General features: G+C 67.9%; 17 protein-coding genes. 11 read left to right on the forward strand and 6 right to left on the reverse strand.

Going from position 1 to position 19,612, the window contains the following annotated elements; genetic code table 11:
- Window positions 1-3 precede the first annotated feature (3 nt).
- A complete protein-coding gene (locus tag AC3WLD_RS04665) occupies window positions 4-771 on the forward strand; it encodes a sulfite exporter TauE/SafE family protein (protein ID WP_492555766.1) in 768 nt (255 codons plus the stop codon).
- 8 nt (window positions 772-779) lie between these two features.
- Here the strand turns inward: AC3WLD_RS04665 and AC3WLD_RS04670 are convergent, their stop codons facing one another.
- A complete protein-coding gene (locus tag AC3WLD_RS04670; protein WP_492555767.1) occupies window positions 780-1,715 on the reverse strand; it encodes a ribose-phosphate pyrophosphokinase in 936 nt (311 codons plus the stop codon).
- Window positions 1,716-1,817: 102 nt separating this feature from the next.
- On the opposite strand from AC3WLD_RS04670, the gene AC3WLD_RS04675 reads away from it, so the two are divergent.
- The 3 genes from AC3WLD_RS04675 to gltX all read left to right on the forward strand — a co-directional run bounded on the left by AC3WLD_RS04675 (window position 1,818) and on the right by gltX (window position 5,406).
- The gene (locus AC3WLD_RS04675) at window positions 1,818-3,473 is read left to right on the forward strand and encodes an NAD+ synthase (protein ID WP_492555768.1); all 1,656 of its coding nucleotides are present in this window, start codon (window positions 1,818-1,820) and stop codon (window positions 3,471-3,473) included.
- Window positions 3,474-3,593: 120 nt separating this feature from the next.
- Window positions 3,594-4,031 carry a hypothetical protein gene (locus AC3WLD_RS04680; RefSeq protein WP_492555769.1) on the forward strand — a complete coding sequence of 146 codons (438 nt, stop codon included), beginning with the start codon at window positions 3,594-3,596 and terminating at the stop codon, window positions 4,029-4,031.
- A 31-nt stretch (window positions 4,032-4,062) separates the two neighbouring features.
- Window positions 4,063-5,406: a glutamate--tRNA ligase gene (gene gltX / locus AC3WLD_RS04685; RefSeq protein ID WP_492555770.1), complete on the forward strand. Its 1,344-nt coding sequence runs from the start codon at window positions 4,063-4,065 to the stop codon at window positions 5,404-5,406.
- Between the two features lie 115 nt (window positions 5,407-5,521).
- On the opposite strand, the gene AC3WLD_RS04690 is transcribed toward gltX, so the two are convergent.
- Complete coding sequence (locus tag AC3WLD_RS04690) at window positions 5,522-6,397, reverse strand: MBL fold metallo-hydrolase (RefSeq protein ID WP_492555771.1); 876 nt, start codon at window positions 6,395-6,397, stop codon at window positions 5,522-5,524.
- Window positions 6,398-6,508: 111 nt separating this feature from the next.
- On the opposite strand from AC3WLD_RS04690, the gene AC3WLD_RS04695 reads away from it, so the two are divergent.
- Window positions 6,509-7,552: a potassium channel family protein gene (locus AC3WLD_RS04695; RefSeq protein ID WP_492555772.1), complete on the forward strand. Its 1,044-nt coding sequence runs from the start codon at window positions 6,509-6,511 to the stop codon at window positions 7,550-7,552.
- Window positions 7,553-7,555: 3 nt separating this feature from the next.
- Here AC3WLD_RS04695 and AC3WLD_RS04700 read toward each other — a convergent pair whose 3' ends face one another.
- The 4 genes from AC3WLD_RS04700 to AC3WLD_RS04715 form a co-directional block, all read right to left on the reverse strand.
- Window positions 7,556-8,383: a TIGR00266 family protein gene (locus tag AC3WLD_RS04700; protein ID WP_492555773.1), complete on the reverse strand. Its 828-nt coding sequence runs from the start codon at window positions 8,381-8,383 to the stop codon at window positions 7,556-7,558.
- A 200-nt stretch (window positions 8,384-8,583) separates the two neighbouring features.
- Window positions 8,584-9,144: a YqgE/AlgH family protein gene (locus AC3WLD_RS04705; RefSeq protein WP_492555774.1), complete on the reverse strand. Its 561-nt coding sequence runs from the start codon at window positions 9,142-9,144 to the stop codon at window positions 8,584-8,586.
- Window positions 9,145-9,195: 51 nt separating this feature from the next.
- Window positions 9,196-11,943, reverse strand: a complete 2,748-nt coding sequence (locus AC3WLD_RS04710; protein ID WP_492555775.1) for a [protein-PII] uridylyltransferase — start codon at window positions 11,941-11,943, stop codon at window positions 9,196-9,198.
- A gap of 24 nt (window positions 11,944-11,967) precedes the next feature.
- The gene (locus tag AC3WLD_RS04715) at window positions 11,968-13,674 is read right to left on the reverse strand and encodes a class I adenylate-forming enzyme family protein (RefSeq protein ID WP_492555776.1); all 1,707 of its coding nucleotides are present in this window, start codon (window positions 13,672-13,674) and stop codon (window positions 11,968-11,970) included.
- Window positions 13,675-13,852: 178 nt separating this feature from the next.
- Here AC3WLD_RS04715 and lgt point away from each other — a divergent pair, with 178 nt between their 5' ends.
- The 6 genes from lgt (at window position 13,853) to AC3WLD_RS04745 (ending at window position 19,595) form a co-directional block, all read left to right on the forward strand.
- Window positions 13,853-14,740, forward strand: coding sequence for a prolipoprotein diacylglyceryl transferase (lgt, locus tag AC3WLD_RS04720; RefSeq protein WP_492555777.1), 888 nt, complete (start codon window positions 13,853-13,855; stop codon window positions 14,738-14,740).
- Complete coding sequence (locus tag AC3WLD_RS04725) at window positions 14,737-15,807, forward strand: class I SAM-dependent methyltransferase (RefSeq protein ID WP_492555778.1); 1,071 nt, start codon at window positions 14,737-14,739, stop codon at window positions 15,805-15,807. Before lgt ends, AC3WLD_RS04725 begins: the two co-directional genes overlap by 4 nt.
- Before the next feature lie 277 nt (window positions 15,808-16,084).
- A complete protein-coding gene (gene petA / locus AC3WLD_RS04730) occupies window positions 16,085-16,651 on the forward strand; it encodes a ubiquinol-cytochrome c reductase iron-sulfur subunit (protein ID WP_492555779.1) in 567 nt (188 codons plus the stop codon).
- 11 nt (window positions 16,652-16,662) lie between these two features.
- The gene (locus tag AC3WLD_RS04735) at window positions 16,663-17,943 is read left to right on the forward strand and encodes a cytochrome b (protein WP_492555780.1); all 1,281 of its coding nucleotides are present in this window, start codon (window positions 16,663-16,665) and stop codon (window positions 17,941-17,943) included.
- Between the two features lie 27 nt (window positions 17,944-17,970).
- Window positions 17,971-18,834, forward strand: a complete 864-nt coding sequence (locus AC3WLD_RS04740) for a cytochrome c1 (protein WP_492555781.1) — start codon at window positions 17,971-17,973, stop codon at window positions 18,832-18,834.
- Between the two features lie 224 nt (window positions 18,835-19,058).
- Window positions 19,059-19,595: an adenine phosphoribosyltransferase gene (locus tag AC3WLD_RS04745; RefSeq protein WP_492555782.1), complete on the forward strand. Its 537-nt coding sequence runs from the start codon at window positions 19,059-19,061 to the stop codon at window positions 19,593-19,595.
- The last annotated feature ends 17 nt before the right edge of the window (window positions 19,596-19,612 follow it).

The following is a 19,612-nucleotide window of genomic DNA, read 5'->3' on the forward strand; positions in this document are numbered from 1 at the left end:
GGCGTGGCCACCTCGGCGCTCCTGCTCGCGCTGCTTGGCGGCGCCATTGTCGGCCTGCTGCTCACCCTGTTCGGCGGCGGCGGATCGGTGCTGGCGACGCCGTGGCTGATCTATGTCGTGGGCGTTGCCGACACCCACGTCGCTATCGCTACCTCCGCCGCCGCGGTCGCGGTCAACGCCGCGACCGGGCTGGCGGCGCAGGCCCGGGCGGGGCAGGTCAAGTGGCCCTGCGCGGTCGTTTTCGCACTCTCCGGCCTCGCCGGCGCGCTCACAGGCGCGCACTTCGCCAAGCAGATCGACGGCCACGCGCTATTGAGCTGGTTCGCCTTTGCGATGATCGCGATCGCGGTGTCGATGCTGCTCCCCCGGCGCAGCGAGGGCGATCCGGCGGTGCACCTTCAGCCCGGCATGGTGCTCAAGCTTGCGCCGGTGGGGCTGATTACCGGGCTCGCCGCCGGGTTCTTCGGGATCGGCGGCGGCTTCCTGATCGCGCCGGGGCTGATGGCTGCGACCGGCATGACGCTGGCCAATGCGAGCGCTTCGTCACTCGTCTCGGTCGCCCTGTTCGGCTCGGCGACGAGCGCGTCCTACGCGCTGTCGGGCCAGGTGCTGTGGCCGCTGTTCGCCGCGCTGGTGGCAGGGGGTGCGATCGGCACGCTGGTCGCCCGCCCGCTCTCGCCGCGCCTCGCCGCCAACCCGCGCGCTGCCCGCAGCGGCTTCGCGGTCATGGTGATCGCAGTGGCGCTTTATATCCTGCTCGCGAAGGCCTGAGCCCCGCCTCAGTCGAACAGCGATGAGACCGAACTCTCATCCGCGATCCGGCGCACCGCCTCGCCGATCAGCGGGGCGATCGTCAGCACGCGGATGCGGTCGCAGGTGGCGGTCGCCTCGTTTGGCATGATCGTGTCGGTGATCACCAGCTCCTTGAGCGCCGAGCTCGCCACGCGGGCGACCGCGCCGCCCGAGAGGACGCCGTGGGTGATATAGGCGGAAACCCCTGCCGCACCGGCGTCGAGCAGGGCCTGCGCGGCGTTGCACAAGGTGCCGCCCGAATCGATGATGTCGTCGATCAGGATGCACATCCGGCCCTTCACGTCGCCGATGATGTTCATGACCTCGCTCTGCCCCGGCTTGTCGCGGCGCTTGTCAACGATGGCGAGCGGGGCGTTGTTAAGCCGCTTGGCGAGCGCGCGGGCGCGGACCACGCCGCCGACGTCGGGGGACACGACCATCAGCTCCTGCGTGCCGTACCGGGTCTGGATGTCCGCGGCCATAACCGGCGCGGCAAACAGGTTGTCGGTCGGGATGTCGAAGAAGCCCTGGATCTGCCCGGCGTGGAGATCGACCGAAAGCACCCGGTCGGCCCCGGCTTCGGTGATCAGGTTGGCGACCAGCTTGGCCGAGATCGGGGTGCGCGGCCCGGGCTTGCGGTCTTGTCGGGCGTAGCCGAAGTAGGGCACCACCGCGGTGATCCGCTTGGCCGAGGCGCGGCGCAGCGCGTCGATGCAGATCAGCAGTTCCATCAGGTTGTCGTTGGCCGGGAAGGCGGTCGACTGCATGACGAACACGTCCTCGCCGCGGACGTTCTCGTGGATTTCGACGAAGACCTCCTCGTCGGCGAAGCGGCGGACGCTGGCGTCAGTCAGCGGCTGTTCGAGATAGGCGGCGATCGCCCGTGCAAGCGGCAGGTTGCTGTTGCCGGCCATGATCTTCATCGGAATCGCCCTTCCCTCGAAAGCTCCGAATTGCGCCTCTAGTGCGCTTGTCCGCGATTGCAACGCTTGCGGCACGGTCCGTCCCCAGCCTAGACCGGGTCCATGGCCGACAAACTCATCATCACCCTCGCCCAGCTCAACCAGAACGTCGGCAACCTCGCCGCCAATGCCGAAGCGATGCTGGCGGTGCGCATTGCCCGGATGCACGCGGATCTGATCGTCTTTCCGGAAATGCAGCTGATCGGCTATCCGCCCGAAGACCTGATCCAGAAGCCGGCGCTGGTCGAGCGCGCGCAGGCCGAGCTGGAACGGATGGCGGCGGTAACGGCGGACGGCGGTCCGGCGATGCTGGTCGGCTCGGTGTTCGTCCGCGACGGCGCGCTGCACAACGGGGTGGCGCTGCTCGAGGGCGGGCGGATCGCCGCGACCCGCTTCAAGTTCGAGCTGCCCAACTACGGCACCTTCGACGAGAAGCGCTATTTCCTCCCCGGCCCGCTGCCCGAACCGGTTCTGTTCAAGGGCGCGATGATCGGCCTGCCGATCTGCGAGGACATCTGGCAGCCCGACGTCTGCCGCCACCTCGCCGAAATGGGCGCGGAAATCTTCATCTGCGTGAACGGCAGCCCCTACGAGATCGACAAGGACCAGCTGCGCATCGACGGTGTCGCCAAGCGCCGGGCGATCGATACCGGGATCCCGCTCGCCTACCTCAACCGCGTCGGCGGGCAGGACGAGATCGTGTTCGACGGAGCCAGCTTCGTCGTTGGCCGCGAGGGCGCGCTGTGGGTCCAGCTGCCCGACTGGGAAGAGGCGGTGATCGATACCGTGTGGACCCATGCCAACGGGATGTGGCGCTGCAATCCCGGCGATGTGGCGGACCTCGCCGAGCATCCCGAGGACATCTACTGCGCGATGGTCATGGCGCTGCGCGATTACGTGAACAAGAACCGCTTCCCCGGCGTGGTGCTGGGCCTGTCGGGCGGGATCGACTCGGCGATCTGCGCGGCGATCGCGGTCGATGCGCTGGGGCCGGAGCGGGTGTGGTGCGTGATGATGCCCAGCCGCTTCACCAGCCAGGAAAGCCTCGACGACGCCGCCGAATGCGCGCGGATGTTGGGGGTTCGGCTCGATACGATCCCTATCAATCCGGCGGTCGAAGGCTTCGATGCGATGCTCTCGGGCACCTTTGCCGACCGCGAGGTCGACATCACCGAGGAGAACCTCCAGTCGCGCATCCGCGGGACCACGCTGATGGCGCTGTCGAACAAGTTCGGGCCGATGCTGGTCACCACCGGCAACAAGAGCGAGATGAGCGTCGGCTACGCGACGATCTATGGCGACATGAACGGCGGCTACAACCCGCTCAAGGATGCCTACAAGACGACTGTCTTCGCGGTATCGAAGTGGCGCAACCTCAAGCGCCCGAAGATCGGGCTGGGGCCGGACGGGCCGGTCATGCCCGAACGGATCATCACCAAGCCGCCCAGCGCCGAACTGCGCCCGGACCAGAAGGATTCGGACTCGCTGCCGCCCTACGAGGTGCTCGATGCGATCCTGATGGGGCTGGTCGAACACGAGCAGAGCGTCGACCAGATCGTCGCGCAGGGGTTCGAGCGGGAGACGGTGATGCGGATCGAACGGCTGCTCCACATTGCCGAGTACAAGCGCCGCCAGGCCCCGCCGGGGGTCAAGCTCGGCATGCGCAACTTCGGCCGAGACCGGCGTTATCCGATTACCCACGGCTTCCGCACGGCGTGAGCGCGAGCGGGCCTGTCGCCCGGGCGGGGTGAAATCACGGCTTATTGCGAATCATTCGCATTGACTCCTTTGTCCGCCGCGCTACTCCTTGTTGCGAATAATTCGCAACAAGGAGCGATCATGTCCTCTATCGCCAATCCCGTCTTTGCCGCGACGATCGCCGGTCTCGCCCGCCGGCCGGACCTGCGCGCGCTCAACCTGGCGACATTGCACGGGGTCATGGCGGTGCGGCTGTGCGCGCTGTTCGACCATGCCCAGCGCGAGCCGCTGGCCGAACTCGCCCAGCGGTTCCGCTCGTTCGAGGCGGCGGAGGCGGTGCTCGACCTTGTCCGCGCGGTGACCCGGGCCTGGCCAGAACCGTTCGTCACCAGCCGGCCCTGCTGCCTCGCGCTCAGCCCGGACGAGGCGACGCTGGCCGCGATGCTGCGCACCGCAGGGCGGGGCGACCGCGATGGCTTCGGTTCGGCGCTCGCTGGCTTCGTCCGCGCGGAGCGGCATGAAGGGCTCTACGACGCCAGCGTTCGCGCCGTGGCCTTGCTCGAGGCGGCGAACGCCTAGCGCACCGCGCCGCAGCCGCTATAGGGCGCGCATGACCGTCGTGACCCGCTTTGCCCCGTCGCCCACCGGGCGGCTCCATATCGGCAACGTCCGCACCGCCCTGCATAACTGGTTGCTGGCGAAGCAGCAGGGCGGGCGCTTCCTGCTGCGGATCGACGATACCGATGCGGCGCGCAGCCGCGAGGAGTACGTGGACGCGATCCGCGCCGATCTTGCCTGGCTCGGTTTGCATCCCGACGGCGAGGAGCGGCAGTCGGCGCGCTTCGATCTGTACGAGCGGGAGTTCCAGCGGCTGGTCGCGGCGGGCAGGGTCTATCGCTGCTATGAAACGCCGCAGGAACTGGAGCTGAAGCGCAAGGTCCTGCTCGGGCGCGGCTTGCCGCCGATCTACGACCGCGCCGCGGTCTCGCTGACCGAGGCCGACCATGCCGCGAACGCGGCGGCCGGGGACAAGCCGCACTGGCGCTTCCTGCTGGACCGCGACGAGGCGATCGAGTGGCAAGACGCCATCCGCGGCCGCCAGCACTTCGACCCGGCGCAGCTCTCCGACCCCGTCATCCGCCGCGCCGACGGCTCGTGGCTCTACATGCTGCCGAGCGCGATCGACGATATCGCGATGGGCGTGACCGACGTGCTGCGCGGCGAGGACCATGTCTCGAACACGGCATCGCAGCTGCAGATGTTCACCGCGCTCGGCAGCCAGCCGCCGCGCTTTGCGCACGAGGCGCTGCTGACGGGGAGCGAGGGCAAGCTGTCGAAGCGGCTCGGCTCGCTCGGCATGGCGGAGCTGCGCGAGGCAGGGATCGAGCCCGAGGCGGTGGTCGCGCTGCTGGCGCGGCTGGGCACGTCGCAGCCGGTCGACCCGGCGCTGGATGCCAAAGCGCTGGCGGCGGCCTTCGACCTGTCCCACTTCGGCCGCGCGCCGGCCCGCTTCGACGAGGCGGAGCTGCACCGGGTTAACGCCGCCATTGTCCACCGCCTGCCGTTCGCGCGGGTTTCGCACCTCCTGCCGGAAGGCATGGGCGAGGCCGCGTGGGAAGCGATCCGCCCGAACCTCGCTCATATCGACGAAGTGCAGGCGTGGTGGCGGGTGGTCACCGGCCCTGTCGAGGCGCCGGCGTTCGATGCCGAAACGACCCCTTACCTCGCCGAAGCGGTTACGGCCGCCGCGGCGATCGACTGGGCGGAGGAACCGTGGCGGGCGCTGACCGGCGCGCTCAAGGAGCGGACCGGGCGCAAGGGCAAGGCTCTGTTCCTGCCGCTGCGGCAGGCGCTGACCGGCAAGGACCACGGGCCCGACATGGCCGCGCTCTTGCCGCTGATCGGGCGGGACGAGGCGCTGCGGCGGCTAGAGGCGGCGGCCGGCTCCCACTAAGAATTTAACTCATAATTGCGAGCGTAGCGAAGCAATCCAGGGTGGCGCGCCGTGCACTGGATTGCCGCGCGACTTCGTCGCTCGCAATGACGACCCCCGAAGAGTCCGGTCTCGCTCAAACCTCGAACCGGTAGGCTCCGCCCTCACGCCTGATCCGCCCCGCCGTCGGCCCGGCATAGTGCGTGCCGATCACCAGCAGTCCGTCGTCGGCCCATTCGCCGAACATGCGGGCGCGGGTGGCGGAGGCGGCGACCGGGTCGCTGTCGAAGCTGGGCGACCATTCGGGGTGCGCCATCTGGCAGGGGTGGTGGCTCATGTCGCCGGTGATCACCGCGCGCTGGCCTTCCGATTCGATCGCGACGCTGACGTGGCCCGGAGTGTGGCCGGTAGTCGGCACCAGTCGCACCTCGGGGCAAATCACGTGGTCGAGCTCGACCAGCTCGGCGAGGCCGGCATCGAACACCGGCTGGACCGAATCGGCGAGGATCTGCTGCTGGCCCTCGTCCTCCTCGGCCGACCAATGGGCGTGCTCGATCCGTCCGATCAGGTAGCGGGCATTGGGGAAGGTCGGGACCCAGCGGTCGCCGTCCTTCATCGTGTTCCAGCCGACGTGGTCGACGTGGAGGTGGGTGCAGACTACGGCATCAACGCTCTCGCGGCTCCAGCCCGCCTGCGCCATGTGCGCGAGGAACGGGGTGGCGAGCGCCACGCCGCGGGTGAATGCGCGCGGCTTGTCGTTGCCGACGCAGGTGTCGACGACAAGCCGGCAACTCGGCGTTTCCACCAGCAGCGCGTGGATCGACAGGACCAGCTCGTCCGCCTCGGTGACGAAGTGCGGGTAGAGCCACGGGTGGCGGCGCAATTCCTCGGCCGTCGCCTGGGGCAGGAAGCCCCTCTCCGCGTCGAGCTTCAGCGGCAGCGCCATCTCGACGATGCGGGTTACTTTGACCGCACCGACTTGCCACGACAGGAACTGCTGATCTTCCGCCATCCATCTCTCCCCTGTTTTGCCGCATAGAAGCAGCAAGCGCGGACGAGGGAAAGGGGATTTCCCCTGGCCTGGCATTGCCTCGCCCGGTCGATGCCCTGTAGGCTCCTCGCGATGATCCGCCCCGCAACGCCGAACCGCTCGCCGGCGGACAGTTTCCATCCGCTCCAGCGGCGTTCGGCGCTCTCGGTGTGGCAATCGCTGCTGCTGCGCGCGGGGCTGGTGGCGGCACTGGTCGGTGTGGCGCTGGCGGGGCACTGGCTCGACCGCGATGGCCTGCGCGACAACGTCGACGGCGCGATCTCGTTCAGCGATGTCGTCTATTTTACCGCGATCACGGTCACCACCGTCGGCTATGGCGATATCATTCCGGTGTCCGACCATGCGCGAATGTTCGATACGTTCGTTGTTACTCCCATCCGCATCTTTGTCTGGCTGCTGTTCCTTGGCACCGCCTATGACTTCCTTCTCAAGCGAACCTTCCAACGGATCCGCACCGCCATGATCGGAAACAGACTGTCTGGCCACACCGTCATCTGCGGCTATGGGGCCAAGGGCGAATTTGCCGCGCGCGAACTGGTCGACGGCGGCGCGAGCCCCGGATCGATCGTCGTGATCGACCCCGACCAGGCGCGGATCGATTGCGCGGTGGCATCGGGAATGCTCGGGATCGCGGGAGACGCGACCCAGAACGAGGTGCTCAAGGCGGCGCGAATCGAAACGGCCGGGGCGGTGCTGATTTCGACGAACCGCGACGATACCGCGGCGCTGGTCGTACTCTCGGCGCGCCAGCTCAACCATGCGGTCCCGATCAGCGTGACGGCGCGGGCGCAGGAGAACGAGGACCTGCTGACCCAGGCGGGGGCCAGCTTCGTGCTCAATCCCGTGCGGATCGGCGGGCACCTGCTGGCGCGCGCCGGGCAGCAGCACTACGCGGTGGAATACATCGCCGACCTGAGCTCCGCCGGGGGTGACGTGCTGCTGCGCCAGCGGGAGGCGCGGGCGGAGGACATAGGCCAGCCGCTCGGCAGGATCGCCAGCGGCAACGCGGTGCGCCTGCTCCGCGCAGGCGCCCCCGTCCTCCATGGCGACGGGCAGGACGAGCGAGTGCAGCCGGGCGACATCATTCTCGAGATCGTGCCGCCCGGCGCGCCCTGAGCCTCAGTCTCCGTCGAGGAGGTTGCCGAGCCCGCCGAGGAGCGAGCCCTCGCCGCGGTTCTGGCCGCCGACGCTGCCCGCGGTGGCCACCACCCGGCCGGCGAGGCGGGCGAACGGCAGCGACTGGATCCACACCTTGCCGGGCCCGCGCAGCCGGGCGAAGAACACGCCCTCGCCGCCGAACAGCATCGATTTCACCCCGCCAGCGGTGACGAGATCGAAATCGACCGAGGGGGTGTATGCGGCAAGGCAGCCCGTATCGACGTGAAGCTCTTCGCCGGGGCGCAGATCCTTCTCGACGATGGTGCCGCCCATCTGGACGAAGACCCAGCCGTCGCCGTCGAGCTTCTGCATGATGAAGCCCTCGCCGCCGAACAGCCCGGTCATCACCCGCCGCTGGAAGGCGATGCCGATCGCCACGCCCTTGGCCGCGGCGAGGAAGCTGTCCTTCTGGCAGATCAGCGTGCCGCCGACGCTGTCGAGCTTGATCGGCAGGATCGCGCCGGGGACGGGGGCGGAGAAGGCTACGCGGGCCTTGCCCTGGCCGTTGTGGGTGAACACGGTGGTGAACAGGCTCTCGCCGGTGACCAGCCGCTTGCCTGCGCCGAGCAGCTTGCCCATGAACCCGCCGCCGGAATCGCCGCTGCCGTCGCCGAACACGGTGGTCATGCCGACCGCTGCATCCTTCCACACCATCGCGCCGGCTTCGGCAACGGCGCTCTCGCCGGGGTCGAGCTCGATTTCGAGGAACTGGAGTTCCTGGCCCTTGATATCGAAGTCGATGTCGTCGGCAAGGCCGCTGCTGCGCTGGTGGCTCCATGGGCTGGGCATCGGAATCAGGCTCCTTTCAAGAATTCAACGTCATTGCGAGCGTAGCGAAGCAATCCCTGTGCCCGCGTGCAAGACTGGATTGCTTCGCTTCGCTCGCAATGACGAGATTTGGGGTGGTGGTAAGCTCCACATTTGCTTCGTCATTGCGACCGACGAAAGTCGCGCGGTAATCCGGAGCGCTCGTTACGTTCGTCCGTTCATCACGCCCGCCCGGTCTGGCCGACGAGCTGGGCGGGGTCGATCCCTTCCGCCTGCCACGCCGCAGTCCAGCGCTTTTCGGCGGGGATGTCGAAGAGGATCGACGAACGGCCGGTTGCGGCAAACCAGCCGTGGTGGCGCATCTCGCCGTCGAGCTGGCCGGGGCCCCATCCGGCATAGCCGAGCGCGATCAGGAAGCGGCTCGGCCCTCGGCCGTCGGCAATGGCTTTGAGAATGTCGAGCGAGGCCGACAGCGCGCCGAGCGGTTCGACCGCAATGGTCCCGGTGCCGCCCCAGTCATTGGAGTGAAGCACGAACCCGCGCGACGGTTCGACCGGACCGCCGTTGTGGATCGGGCAGTCGGGCGCCTGGCCCGGGTCGATCCCCAGTTCCTCCAGCATCGGGTGGAGCGTGATGCCATCGCGCAAGTGCCCGATCCCGATGCCGAGCGCGCCGTTCTCGTCATGCACGCACATCGCGATGGTCGCGTGATCGAAGCGGGGATCGCCCATGCCCGGCATGGCGAGCAGCAGGCGGCCGGACAGGTACTGGGCGTCGGTCATCGCCTCAGAGATAGGGGCTGGGGCGCTCTGCGCAATCCGCTCGACGCGCTCTTACGCCGCGGCCTTCTTCGTCCCGCGATCCTCTGCCGCGTCAAGCAGGCGCTTCTCGATCGCGCGCATCCGGCTTTCGGTCTGGATCTTCTCGCCCAGCACGTCGGTGACATAGAACGTGTCGACCGCGCGCTCGCCATACGTGGCGATGTGAGCGGAATGGACGATCAGCTGGGCCTCGAACAGCGCTCGCGCGAGCCGGTTGAGCAGCGCCGGGCGGTCGCGCGCGCCGACCTCGATCACGGTGAAGCGGTTCGAGGCCTTGTTGTCGAAGATCACGATCGGGCGCACGTCGAACGCGTCGGCGCGCGGGCGAGCGAGCGGGCGGGCGGCGAGCTGGGGCACCAGTTTGACCCGGTTGGCCAGCGCGTCGCCGATCGCGGCCTTGAGCCGTGCGATCTGGCTCGCTTCGTTGAGGGGGCGGCCCAAGGGGTCCTGCACCAGGAAGTTGTCGACCGCCATGCCGTTGCGCGCGGTGTGGATGCGGGCATCGATGATGTTGCCGCCGGCCAGGTGAATGCCCCCGGCGATGCGGTAGAACAGCCCCGGATGGTCGGCGGCGAGCACCGTCACCAGCGTCGCCCCGCGCGCCGGGTACCATTGCGCGTCCACGGTCAGCGGCTCGCCCAGCGCCCGGTCCATCTGCTGGAGGTTCAGCGCGATGATGTCCTCGGGCTCGGCGATCCAGTAGGCGTCGCCAAGCTGGCGGCCGACCGTGCCGATCAGGACGTCGCGTTCCTGCAGGATCTCCGCGACCGCCTTCTTCTTGGCGGCAATGCGTTCGGGCCGGCCGCGCGCCTTGTGGCCGAGCCGCAGCATTTCCTCGGTGGCGATGAACAGGTCGCCCAGCAGCTGGCGCTTCCACGAGTTCCACACGCCCGGACCGACCGCGCGGATATCGACGATGGTCAGGACCAGCAGCAGCCGCAGCCGCTCGACCGACTGCACCTGCGCGGCGAAGTCGGCGATGGTCTTGTAGTCGGCGAGGTCGCGCTTGAACGCGGTCGCGCTCATCAGCAGGTGGTAGCGGACCAGCCAGGCGACCAGCTCGGTCTCCGCCGGTGACAGGCCCAGCCTCGGACACAGCTTGATCGCCACTTCCGCGCCGAGCACGGAATGGTCTCCGCCGCGGCCCTTGGCGATGTCGTGGAGCATCGTCGCGACGTAGAGCACCCGGCGCGAGGCGACCTTGGGCATGACCTCGCTGGCGAGCGGGTGATCCTCCTTCTTCTCGCCGCGGTCGATCTGGGAGAGCAGGCCGATCGCGCGGATGGTGTGCTCGTCGACCGTGTAGTGGTGGTACATGTCGAACTGCATCTGCGCGACGACGCGGGCGAAGTCGGGTACGAAGCGGCCGAACACGCCGGCCTCGCCCATCCAGCGCAGGACCGGCTCGGGATCGCGCCTGTCGGTGAGCACCTCGAGGAACAGTGCGTTGGCGCGCGGGTCCTTGCGCACCGCGCCGTCGATCAGGGCGGCGTCGCGGCGGGCGAGGCGAAGCGCCTCGGGGTGGATCTCCAGCCCTTCGCGCCCGGCAACGGCGAACAGCTCGACCAGCCGCACCGGGTCCTTCGCGAAGAAATCGTCGCCGGCGACCGTCAGCTTGCCCGAATCGACGATGAAGTCCCCCACCTTGCGCTTGCGGTTGCGGAAGGTCGCGAGGAAGCCGCGCTTCTGCTTGGCCATCTGCTCGTCGAGCCCGGCGAGGAACACGCCGGTGAGTGAGCCGACCTGCTTCGCCTGGAGGAAGAAGTACTGCATGAACCGCTCGACCGCGCTGCGGCCGGGGCGGTCGGAGAAGTTCATCCGCGCCGCGACCTCGCGCTGGAGGTCGAAGGTCAGGCGGTCTTCCGCCCGCCGGGTGATGGTGTGGAGGTGGCAGCGCACCGCCCAGAAGAAGTTCTCGGCGCGGCGGAAGGCGCGGTACTCGACCGGCGTCAGCAGGCCGACATCGACCAGCTCGGCGGGGGTGCGGACCTTGTGGATGTACTTGCCGATCCAGTAGAGCGTGTGGAGGTCGCGAAGGCCCCCCTTGCCCTCCTTGACGTTGGGCTCGACGACATAGCGGCTGTCGCCCAGCCGCTTGTGCCGTTCGTTGCGCTCCTCGAGCTTTTCGGCCACGAACTGGCGCTCGGTCCCGGCGACGACTTCGGCGAAGAAACGGCGGCTGGCCTCGTCATAAAGATCGCGGTCGCCCCATACATAGCGCCCTTCGAGCAGCGCGGTGCGGATCGTCAGGTCGCTCTTCGCCATGCGCACGACCTCGTCGAGCGAACGGCTCGACTGCCCGACCTTCAGGCTGAGGTCCCACAGGAAATAGAGCATCGCCTCAATGACCTGTTCGCACCACGGGGTCTGCTTGATCGGGGTGATGAAGGCGATATCGACGTCTGAATGCGGCGCCATCTCGCCTCGGCCGTAGCCTCCGACCGCCATGACCGCGAGGCGTTCGCCGGTCGAGCGGTTGGACGAGCGATAGACGTCGCCGACGACATGGTCGTGGATCACTCTGACGAGCTGGTCGACAAGAAAGGCCTGTGCCTCGGCGCAGTCGTGCCCTGCCGCGGGCCTGGCTTCGAGCCGGCGGGCGATCTCGGCGCGGCCTTCGGCGAGCGCGGTGCGCAGCAGGTCGACCACGACCGGGCGCGCGGCCGCCGCGCCCTTGTCGGCAACGGCGGCGGCAACGGCGTCGGCGAGCGCGCGGCGGTCGATGATGGCGCGCTGGTTGGTGATCCGGTTGATCGTCATCGCCCGGCCCTTAACCGAAAAGGGTTACGCCGTCGCGGCCCATTCCTTCGTATATTTCTCGCGCAGCGATCGCTTGTCGACCTTCTCGGTGCCGAGCCTGGGCAGCGCTTCGTGAACCTCGAAATAGGCGACGGGAATCTTGAACGGGGCGAGGTGCTCCGACAGGAAGGCGCGCAGCTCGGCCGGCGACAGGGTTTCGCCCTCATTCACCAGGAACACCGCTGCCGGGACTTCGCCGAACTTTTCGTCTGGCAGGCCGAACACGCTCGCTTCGGCGATCTTGGGGTTGGCGTAGATCGCGCCCTCGACCTCGATGCAGCTGATGTTCTCGCCGCCGCGGATGATGATGTCCTTCTTGCGGTCGACGATGAACAGGTAGCCCTCGTCGTCGAGGTAGCCGAGGTCGCCGCTGCGGAAGTACCCGTCGGGCATGATCGCCTCGCGGGTCGCCTTGTCATTGTCCCAGTAGCCGAGGAAGTTGGCGATCGAGCGGATCGAGACCTCGCCGACAGTATTTGCGGGGAGCGGCTTGCCGTCGTCGTCGAGGATCGCGAGGTCGACCAGGGGGCGGCTGCCGGGTCCGGTGCTGTTCGGCTTGGCGATGTAGTTTTCGTTGAAGTTGCCGCAGCCGACGCCGTTGGTTTCGGTCAGGCCATAGCCGATGATCGGAAAGCCTTGGGGCAGCGCCTCGTGGATGCGGTCGACATGCTCGACCGGGCGGGGCGCGCCGCCGGCCGCAAACGTCACGCAGCTCGACAGGTCGTATTTGTCACGGTTCGGGTGCGTGGCGATCTCGAAGCTCATCAGCGGCACGCCGACGAAATACGTGACCTTCTCGCGCTCGATCAGGCGCATCGCCTCTTCCGCGTCCCACTTGGGCATCAGCACCAGCTTGCGCCCCAGCGCAAAGCTCTGGAGCAGCACCGGGACCTCGCCGGTCACGTGGAACAGCGGCACGTTGACGATGGTCGTCGGCTGCATCCCGGTCAGCTCGCCCTTCTCGGTGGCAAGGCCCAGCGCCATCAGGCTCTGCGCGAGGTAGTTGAAGGTGCCCTGGACGACCCCGCGGTGGTCCGAATAGGCGCCCTTTGAGCGGCCCGTAGAGCCCGAGGTGTAGAGGATCGTCGCAAGATCCTCGCCGGCGAGCTGCGGCAGCGGCGTGTCCGCGCCGCCGCCCTTCGCGGTCAGCGCAGCCAGCCCTTGCAGCGGCGGGCAGTCGTGCAGCATCGGCAGGATCTCGGCACACTGCTCGTGGCCTTCGAGCCGCGCGGCGCGGGCGGCGTCGGCAATGACCAGCTTGCAGCCGACGAGGCAGATCCCCTCGGCCATCTCCTCGCCCTGCCACCAGCCGTTGATGAGCGTGGCGCAGCCGCCGGCCATCAGCACCGCCATGTAGGCGACGACCCAGCTCGCCGAATTGCGCGCGGCGATGCCGACGCGGTCGCCCTTCTGCACGCCGTGTCCTTCGACCAGCCCGCCGGCGACGACTCGGGCGGCAGCGTAGATGTCCTTGAACGACAGGCGCTGGTCGCCGTCGACGATGAAAGTCGCGTCGCCCTGCTGCGCGCAGAATGCGGCGAAGTAGTCGGCAAGGTTGGTCGGCGCGGCCTTGATCATCGGCAGGTCGCGGCCGAAGCGGTCGACGCGGACGGGCACGGTTTCCATCATCCCGCCGGGCGAGGTGAGGGCATCCATGATCCGTTTCATGTCGCGGTCGAGCTGGGTCAGCATGTCTTTCGTCTCTCCCGAAAGGGTCTTGGCGCGGCCCGGTTTGCCGGGCTCGATAGGGTACGGACGCCGCCGGGGCATTTCGGGTTTGCTTGCGCGGCGGGCTATGCCAAAAGCCGCCGCGCAGGGGACAAGCAGAACCCGCACCGTCCGTTTCGACGGATACTAGGGAGTAAGCGCGTTGCTGTCACTATTGCCCGATGTCCTTGCCGCTGCCGCTGCAGACGTTTCGCGGCCGCTCTACTTTACGGACCTCGGCCTCTCGCCGATCGCGCTCGATCTCGGGTTCTTCACGCTCAAGTGGTATTCGCTGGCCTACCTCGCCGGGATCCTGCTCGGCTACTGGCACCTGAGCCGGATGATCAAGGCGCCCGGCAGCCCGCTCGCCCAGCGCCATGCCGACGACCTGTTCTTCTATGCGACGCTGGGAATCATCCTCGGCGGGCGGATCGGCTACGTCCTGTTCTACAATCCCGCGCAGTTCGCCTCGCATCCGCTCGAGATCTTCAAGCTGTGGGAAGGGGGCATGAGCTTCCATGGCGGGCTCATCGGCACCGTGCTCGCCATCGCCTGGGTGGCTTGGCGCGGGCAGGTCTCGTTCCTCAGGACCTGCGACTACATCGCGGTTTGCGTGCCCTTCGGGCTGCTGTTCGGCCGCCTCGCCAACTTCGTGAACGGCGAGCTGTGGGGCCGCGTGGCGGAAGGCAACGTGCCGTGGGCCATGGTTTTCCCGGGCGGCGGACCCGCGCCGCGCCACCCCAGCCAGCTCTATGAAGCGCTGCTCGAAGGGCTGGTGCTGCTGATCGTGCTGCTGGTGACCTTCTGGAAGACGAAGGCGCGCTGGCGGCCGGGCCTGCTCGTCGGGCTGTTCACGCTCGGCTATGGCCTGTCGCGCTTCACCGTCGAGTATTTCCGCGAGCCCGACGAACAGCTCAAGGAGTTCGCCGCGGCGACCGGGTTCTCGATGGGCCAGTGGCTGACGATGCCGCTGATCGCGATCGGCCTGTTCTTCTTCCTGCGTGCGCTGATGCGCCCCGGCCTGTTCGCGGGTCGCCCCGCTCCGGCATGAGCGAAGAGGCGAACGCGGACGGGGCCTTCTCGGCGCATTACAAAGTCTTCGAACGGCTGATCCGCAACACCGGGCCGATCAGCCTCGCCCATTATTTCGCCGAATCGAACGCGCGTTATTACGACAGCCGCGATCCGCTGGGCACGGACGGGGACTTCGTCACCGCGCCCGAGATCAGCCAGATGTTCGGCGAGCTGATCGGGCTGTGGCTGACCGACATGTGGATCCGCGCCGGGCGCAGCGACCGGGTCCACTATGTCGAACTGGGGCCCGGGCGGGGGACGCTCGCGCACGACGCGCTCACCGCGGCGCGGCGCTATGGCCTCGACCTGCGCCCGCACTTCGTCGAGACCAGTACGGCGCTGAAGGCGGTCCAGCTCGACCGTCACCCCACCGCGATGTGGCACGCCGACCTGTCGACGCTGCCGCAGGACGGGGCGCTGCTGATCGTCGCCAACGAATTTCTCGATGCGCTGCCGGTGCGCCAGCTGGTGCGCACCGCGGCAGGCTGGCGCGAACGGATGGTGGGGCTGGTGGAGGGCCGGCTCGCCCCGGTCGCCGGATCGCACCCGATGGACGCGGCGGTCCCGGCCGGCTTCGCCGCCGCACCCGAAGGCGCGATCGTCGAGACCAGCCCGGCGCAGGCGGCGGTGCTGTTCGAGGTCGCCGGGCGGCTCGCCGCGCAGGGCGGGGCGGCGCTGTTCTTCGATTACGGCCACGCCGAGCCGCGGCTCGGCAGCACGCTCCAGGCGGTGCGCGGCCACCGCAAGGTCGATCCTTTCGCGATGCCGGGCGAGGCCGACCTCACCGCCCACGTCGATTTTGCTGCGCTCGCCCAGATCGCCCGCTCGCGCGAGGCGAGGGTGTTGGGGATCACCGAGCAGGGTCGCTGGCTGCGCGCGCTGGGGATCGAGGCACGGGCCGAGGCGCTTTCCGCCTATTCACCCGCCCATGCCGAGGCGATCCACGCCGCGAAGGACCGCCTGATCGGCGAGGGGCAGATGGGCGCGCTGTTCAAGGTGATGGGACTCGCCGGACCGTCGTGGCCCGACGGCGCAGGATTCTGAAAGCGGCGCGCCGCTCCCCCGATTCCCCGCCGAAAGCCCCGCAATTCCGGCGAAAAATTGCCGCCAAATTGCCTGTTGGCAAAGCGGCGGGTTTGCGTCTATCAGGCGCGCCAAGTGGGGTCCGGCACCATGCGTTTCGGCGCGCGCCGCTCCCCGGTTACAGGGGCCGTGCGGGGGCGCTTCTCGAGCAAGCGGTCCCGACATGGGCGGGGCAGGTCTAAATTTCCATGGGGGCGCGGTTTTCCCGGCCTCCTGCGGCAGCAAGCAGGGACTTCACATGGCTGACGAACCGAGCATCGACACTCCGACGGACGAATCCGGGGAGGGCGTGCGGCGGCGTGACTTTATCAACATCGCGGCGGTAAGCTTTGCCGGCATCGGCGGCCTCGCCACGCTGTACCCGCTGATCTCGCAGATGAGCGCGTCGGCCGACGTTCTCGCCGAAAGCTCGACCGAGGTCGATGTCAGCGCGATCCAGCCGGGCCAGGCGATCAAGGCGGTGTTCCGCAAGCAGCCGCTGTTCATCCGCAACCTGACCCCGGCGGAAATCGCCGCGGCGGACAAGGTCGACGTGAACTCGCTGCGCGATCCGCAGACGCTCGCGGAACGGACCAAGGAAGGCAAGAAGAACTGGCTCATCACCATGGGCGTCTGCACCCACCTCGGCTGCGTGCCGCTGGGCGCGGGCGAGGGCGAGGTGAAGGGCGAGTTCGGCGGCTATTTCTGCCCGTGCCACGGCTCTTCCTATGATACCGCCGCGCGCATCCGCAAAGGCCCGGCGCCCAAGAACCTGGAAGTGCCGGAATACGCGTTCACTTCCGACACTGTCGTCAAGATCGGCTGAGGGCAAAACCGATGAGCTTCCCCTGGGCGAATGAATACAAGCCGACCCACCCGCTGATGCAGTGGGTCGACGAGAAGCTGCCTCTGCCGCGCTTCGTCTACAACGCGGTCGGTGCCGGCTATCCGGTGCCGCGCAACCTCAGCTACATGTGGAACTTCGGCGTCCTCGCCGGCTTCTGCCTCGTGCTGCAGATCGTTACCGGCGTGGTCCTGGCGATGCATTATGCCGCCAACGCGCAGGTCGCCTTCGATTCGACCGAGCACATCATGCGCGACGTCAACTGGGGCTGGCTGTTGCGCTATGCGCACGCCAACGGCGCCAGCGCGTTCTTCGTGGTGGTCTACACCCACATCTTCCGCGGCTTCTTCTACGGTTCGTACAAGGCCCCGCGCGAGATGATCTGGCTGCTCGGCGTGGTCATCTTCCTGCTGATGATGGCGACCGCGTTCATGGGCTACGTGCTCCCCTGGGGGCAGATGAGCTTCTGGGGCGCCAAGGTCATCACCGGCCTGTTCGGCGCGATCCCGCTGGTCGGCGAGCCGATCCAGCAGTGGCTGCTCGGCGGCTTCTCGCCCGACAATGCCGCGCTCAACCGCTTCTTCAGCCTGCACTTCCTGCTGCCGTTCGTGATCGCGGCGGTCGTGATCCTGCACATCTGGGCGCTGCACATCCCGGGCTCCTCGAACCCGACCGGCGTCGAGGTCAAGGCTGAGAGCGACACCGTGCCGTTCCACCCGTACTACACGGCGAAGGACGGCTTCGGGCTGGGCGTGTTCCTGTTCCTCTACTGCGCGGTGCTGTTCTTCTTCCCGAACAGCCTCGGTCACCCGGACAACTACATCCCGGCGAACCCGCTTTCGACCCCGGCGCACATCGTCCCCGAATGGTACTTCTGGCCGTTCTACGCGATCCTGCGCGCCTTCACCTTCGACTTCCTGTTCATTCCGGCGAAGCTGATGGGCGTCCTCGCGATGTTCAGCGCGATCCTGTGCTGGTTCTTCCTGCCCTGGCTCGACACCTCGCCGGTCCGTTCGGGCCACTACCGTCCGCTGTTCCGGAAGTTCTTCTGGTTCGGCCTGATCCCCTGCACCCTGATCCTCGGGTACTGCGGCGGGGCGCCGGCGGCGGAGCCGTTCGTGATGATCAGCCAGCTGGCTTCGGCCTACTACTTCCTCCACTTCCTTGTCATTCTCCCGATCGTCTCGTCGATCGAGAAGCCGGAACCGCTTCCGTTCTCGATCACCGAAGCCGTGCTGGGCGCGGACGACAAGGCCGCGGCTCCGGCCAACTAAGCGCAACCGGATAGAACGAGAGAACCCATGGTCCGTCTTTTTGGTCCCCTAGTCGGCCTCTTCTTCGCGGTCGCGCTGCTGTGGTCGTTCGCCAACGGCGCCTACCAGCAGATCACCGAACCCGCGCCGGTCACCGCCGAGCACGAGTTCCACCTGCTGCCCAAGGAGCCGGCGCACGAATTCAGCTTCCAGGGTCCGTTCGGGAAGTTCGACAAGCAGCAGCTGCAGCGCGGCTTCCAGGTCTACAAGGAAGTCTGCTCGGCCTGCCACTCGCTGCGCCTCGTCGCCTTCCGCGACCTTGCCCAGCTCGGCTACTCGGAAGCCGAAGTGAAGGCGATCGCCAAGGGCTTCCAGGTCCCCGGCGTCGATCCGAACACCGGTGAGTCGAACACCCGCCCGGGTCTGCCGACCGACTACTTCCCCAAGCCCTACGCCAACGACATCGCCGCGCGCGCCGCGAACAACAACGCGATCCCGCCGGACCTGTCGCTGATGACCAAGGCGCGCCACGAAGGGCCGGAGTACGTGTACTCGCTGCTCACCGGCTTCCGCGACCAGCCGGCCGAGCTGGTCCAGAAGTTCCCGGATGCGAAGACGCCGAAGGGCCTTCACTACAACCCGTACTTCGCCAACCTGAACCTCGCGATGGCCCCGCCGCTGACCAGCGAAGGCCAGGTGACCTATGGCGACGGCACCAAGGCGACCGTCGACCAGATGGCCACCGACGTCGCCGCGTTCCTGACCTGGACCGCCGAGCCGAAGCTCGAGAAGCGCAAGCAGACGGGCTGGCCGGTGCTCGGCTTCCTGCTCTTCGCCACGGTACTCGCGTACCTTGCGAAGCAGACGGTCTGGGCCGGCAAGAAGGACAAGGGCGAAAAGTCGGCGCTGTAAGGCGAAGGCTTCCGCTCTCGGACAAGATCAAGGTCGCCGGTGACGGCGGCCTTTTTCTTTTGCTTTTGAAACAGGCCCACCCCCAACCCCTCCCGCATGCGGGAGGGGAGTCTGGCGCAGCACTGTCATTCCCCTCCCGCAAGCGGGAGGGGGCAGGGGTGGGCTGTTCCTTCTTGGCCTGAAAATGCTTCCCCCGCGCCCCGCGTCACGGCACAACCAAGGGCATGACCCCCGACGACCTCAAGGCGCTCGTCCGCACCGTGCCGGACTTTCCCTCGCCCGGCATCCTGTTCCGCGACATCACCACGCTGATCAGCCACGGCGAAGGCCTCGCCGCGAGCGTCCGCCACTTGGCCGACCGCGCCCGCACCGCCGGGGCAGAGGCGATCGCGGGAATGGAGGCGCGCGGGTTCATCTTCGGTGCGGCGGTCGCGGCGCAGATGGAGCTCGGCTTCGTCCCTGTGCGCAAGCCCGGCAAGCTGCCGGTGCCGACCATCGGCATCGACTACGCGCTCGAATACGGGCGCGACCGGCTGGAGATCGATCCGCAAGCGGTCCACCCCGGCCAGCGCGTGGTGATCATCGACGATCTCATCGCCACCGGAGGCACCGCGCTGGCCGCTGCGGAACTGCTCCGCCAGGCCGGAGCCCGGGTCGAGCATGCGCTGTTCGTCATCGACCTGCCCGACCTCCACGGGGCCGAACGGCTGCGCGGGGCGGGGCTGACCGTGGAAGCGCTGATGGACTTTCCGGGGCACTGACGGTCCGCGCCACCGCC

It is taken from the genome of Novosphingobium sp. FW305-C-111 (assembly GCF_058783565.1).

Coding starts and splice junctions, on each gene's coding strand:
- AC3WLD_RS04670 (WP_492555767.1), bottom strand. CDS start 1,715: ATGAAGATCATGGCCGGCAACAGCAACCTGCCGCTTGCACGGGCGATC.
- AC3WLD_RS04675 (WP_492555768.1), top strand. CDS start 1,818: ATGGCCGACAAACTCATCATCACCCTCGCCCAGCTCAACCAGAACGTC.
- AC3WLD_RS04680 (WP_492555769.1), top strand. CDS start 3,594: ATGTCCTCTATCGCCAATCCCGTCTTTGCCGCGACGATCGCCGGTCTC.
- gltX (WP_492555770.1), top strand. CDS start 4,063: ATGACCGTCGTGACCCGCTTTGCCCCGTCGCCCACCGGGCGGCTCCAT.
- AC3WLD_RS04690 (WP_492555771.1), bottom strand. CDS start 6,397: ATGGCGGAAGATCAGCAGTTCCTGTCGTGGCAAGTCGGTGCGGTCAAA.
- AC3WLD_RS04695 (WP_492555772.1), top strand. CDS start 6,509: ATGATCCGCCCCGCAACGCCGAACCGCTCGCCGGCGGACAGTTTCCAT.
- AC3WLD_RS04700 (WP_492555773.1), bottom strand. CDS start 8,383: ATGCCCAGCCCATGGAGCCACCAGCGCAGCAGCGGCCTTGCCGACGAC.
- AC3WLD_RS04705 (WP_492555774.1), bottom strand. CDS start 9,144: ATGACCGACGCCCAGTACCTGTCCGGCCGCCTGCTGCTCGCCATGCCG.
- AC3WLD_RS04710 (WP_492555775.1), bottom strand. CDS start 11,943: ATGACGATCAACCGGATCACCAACCAGCGCGCCATCATCGACCGCCGC.
- AC3WLD_RS04715 (WP_492555776.1), bottom strand. CDS start 13,674: ATGCTGACCCAGCTCGACCGCGACATGAAACGGATCATGGATGCCCTC.
- AC3WLD_RS04725 (WP_492555778.1), top strand. CDS start 14,737: ATGAGCGAAGAGGCGAACGCGGACGGGGCCTTCTCGGCGCATTACAAA.
- petA (WP_492555779.1), top strand. CDS start 16,085: ATGGCTGACGAACCGAGCATCGACACTCCGACGGACGAATCCGGGGAG.
- AC3WLD_RS04735 (WP_492555780.1), top strand. CDS start 16,663: ATGAGCTTCCCCTGGGCGAATGAATACAAGCCGACCCACCCGCTGATG.
- AC3WLD_RS04740 (WP_492555781.1), top strand. CDS start 17,971: ATGGTCCGTCTTTTTGGTCCCCTAGTCGGCCTCTTCTTCGCGGTCGCG.
- AC3WLD_RS04745 (WP_492555782.1), top strand. CDS start 19,059: ATGACCCCCGACGACCTCAAGGCGCTCGTCCGCACCGTGCCGGACTTT.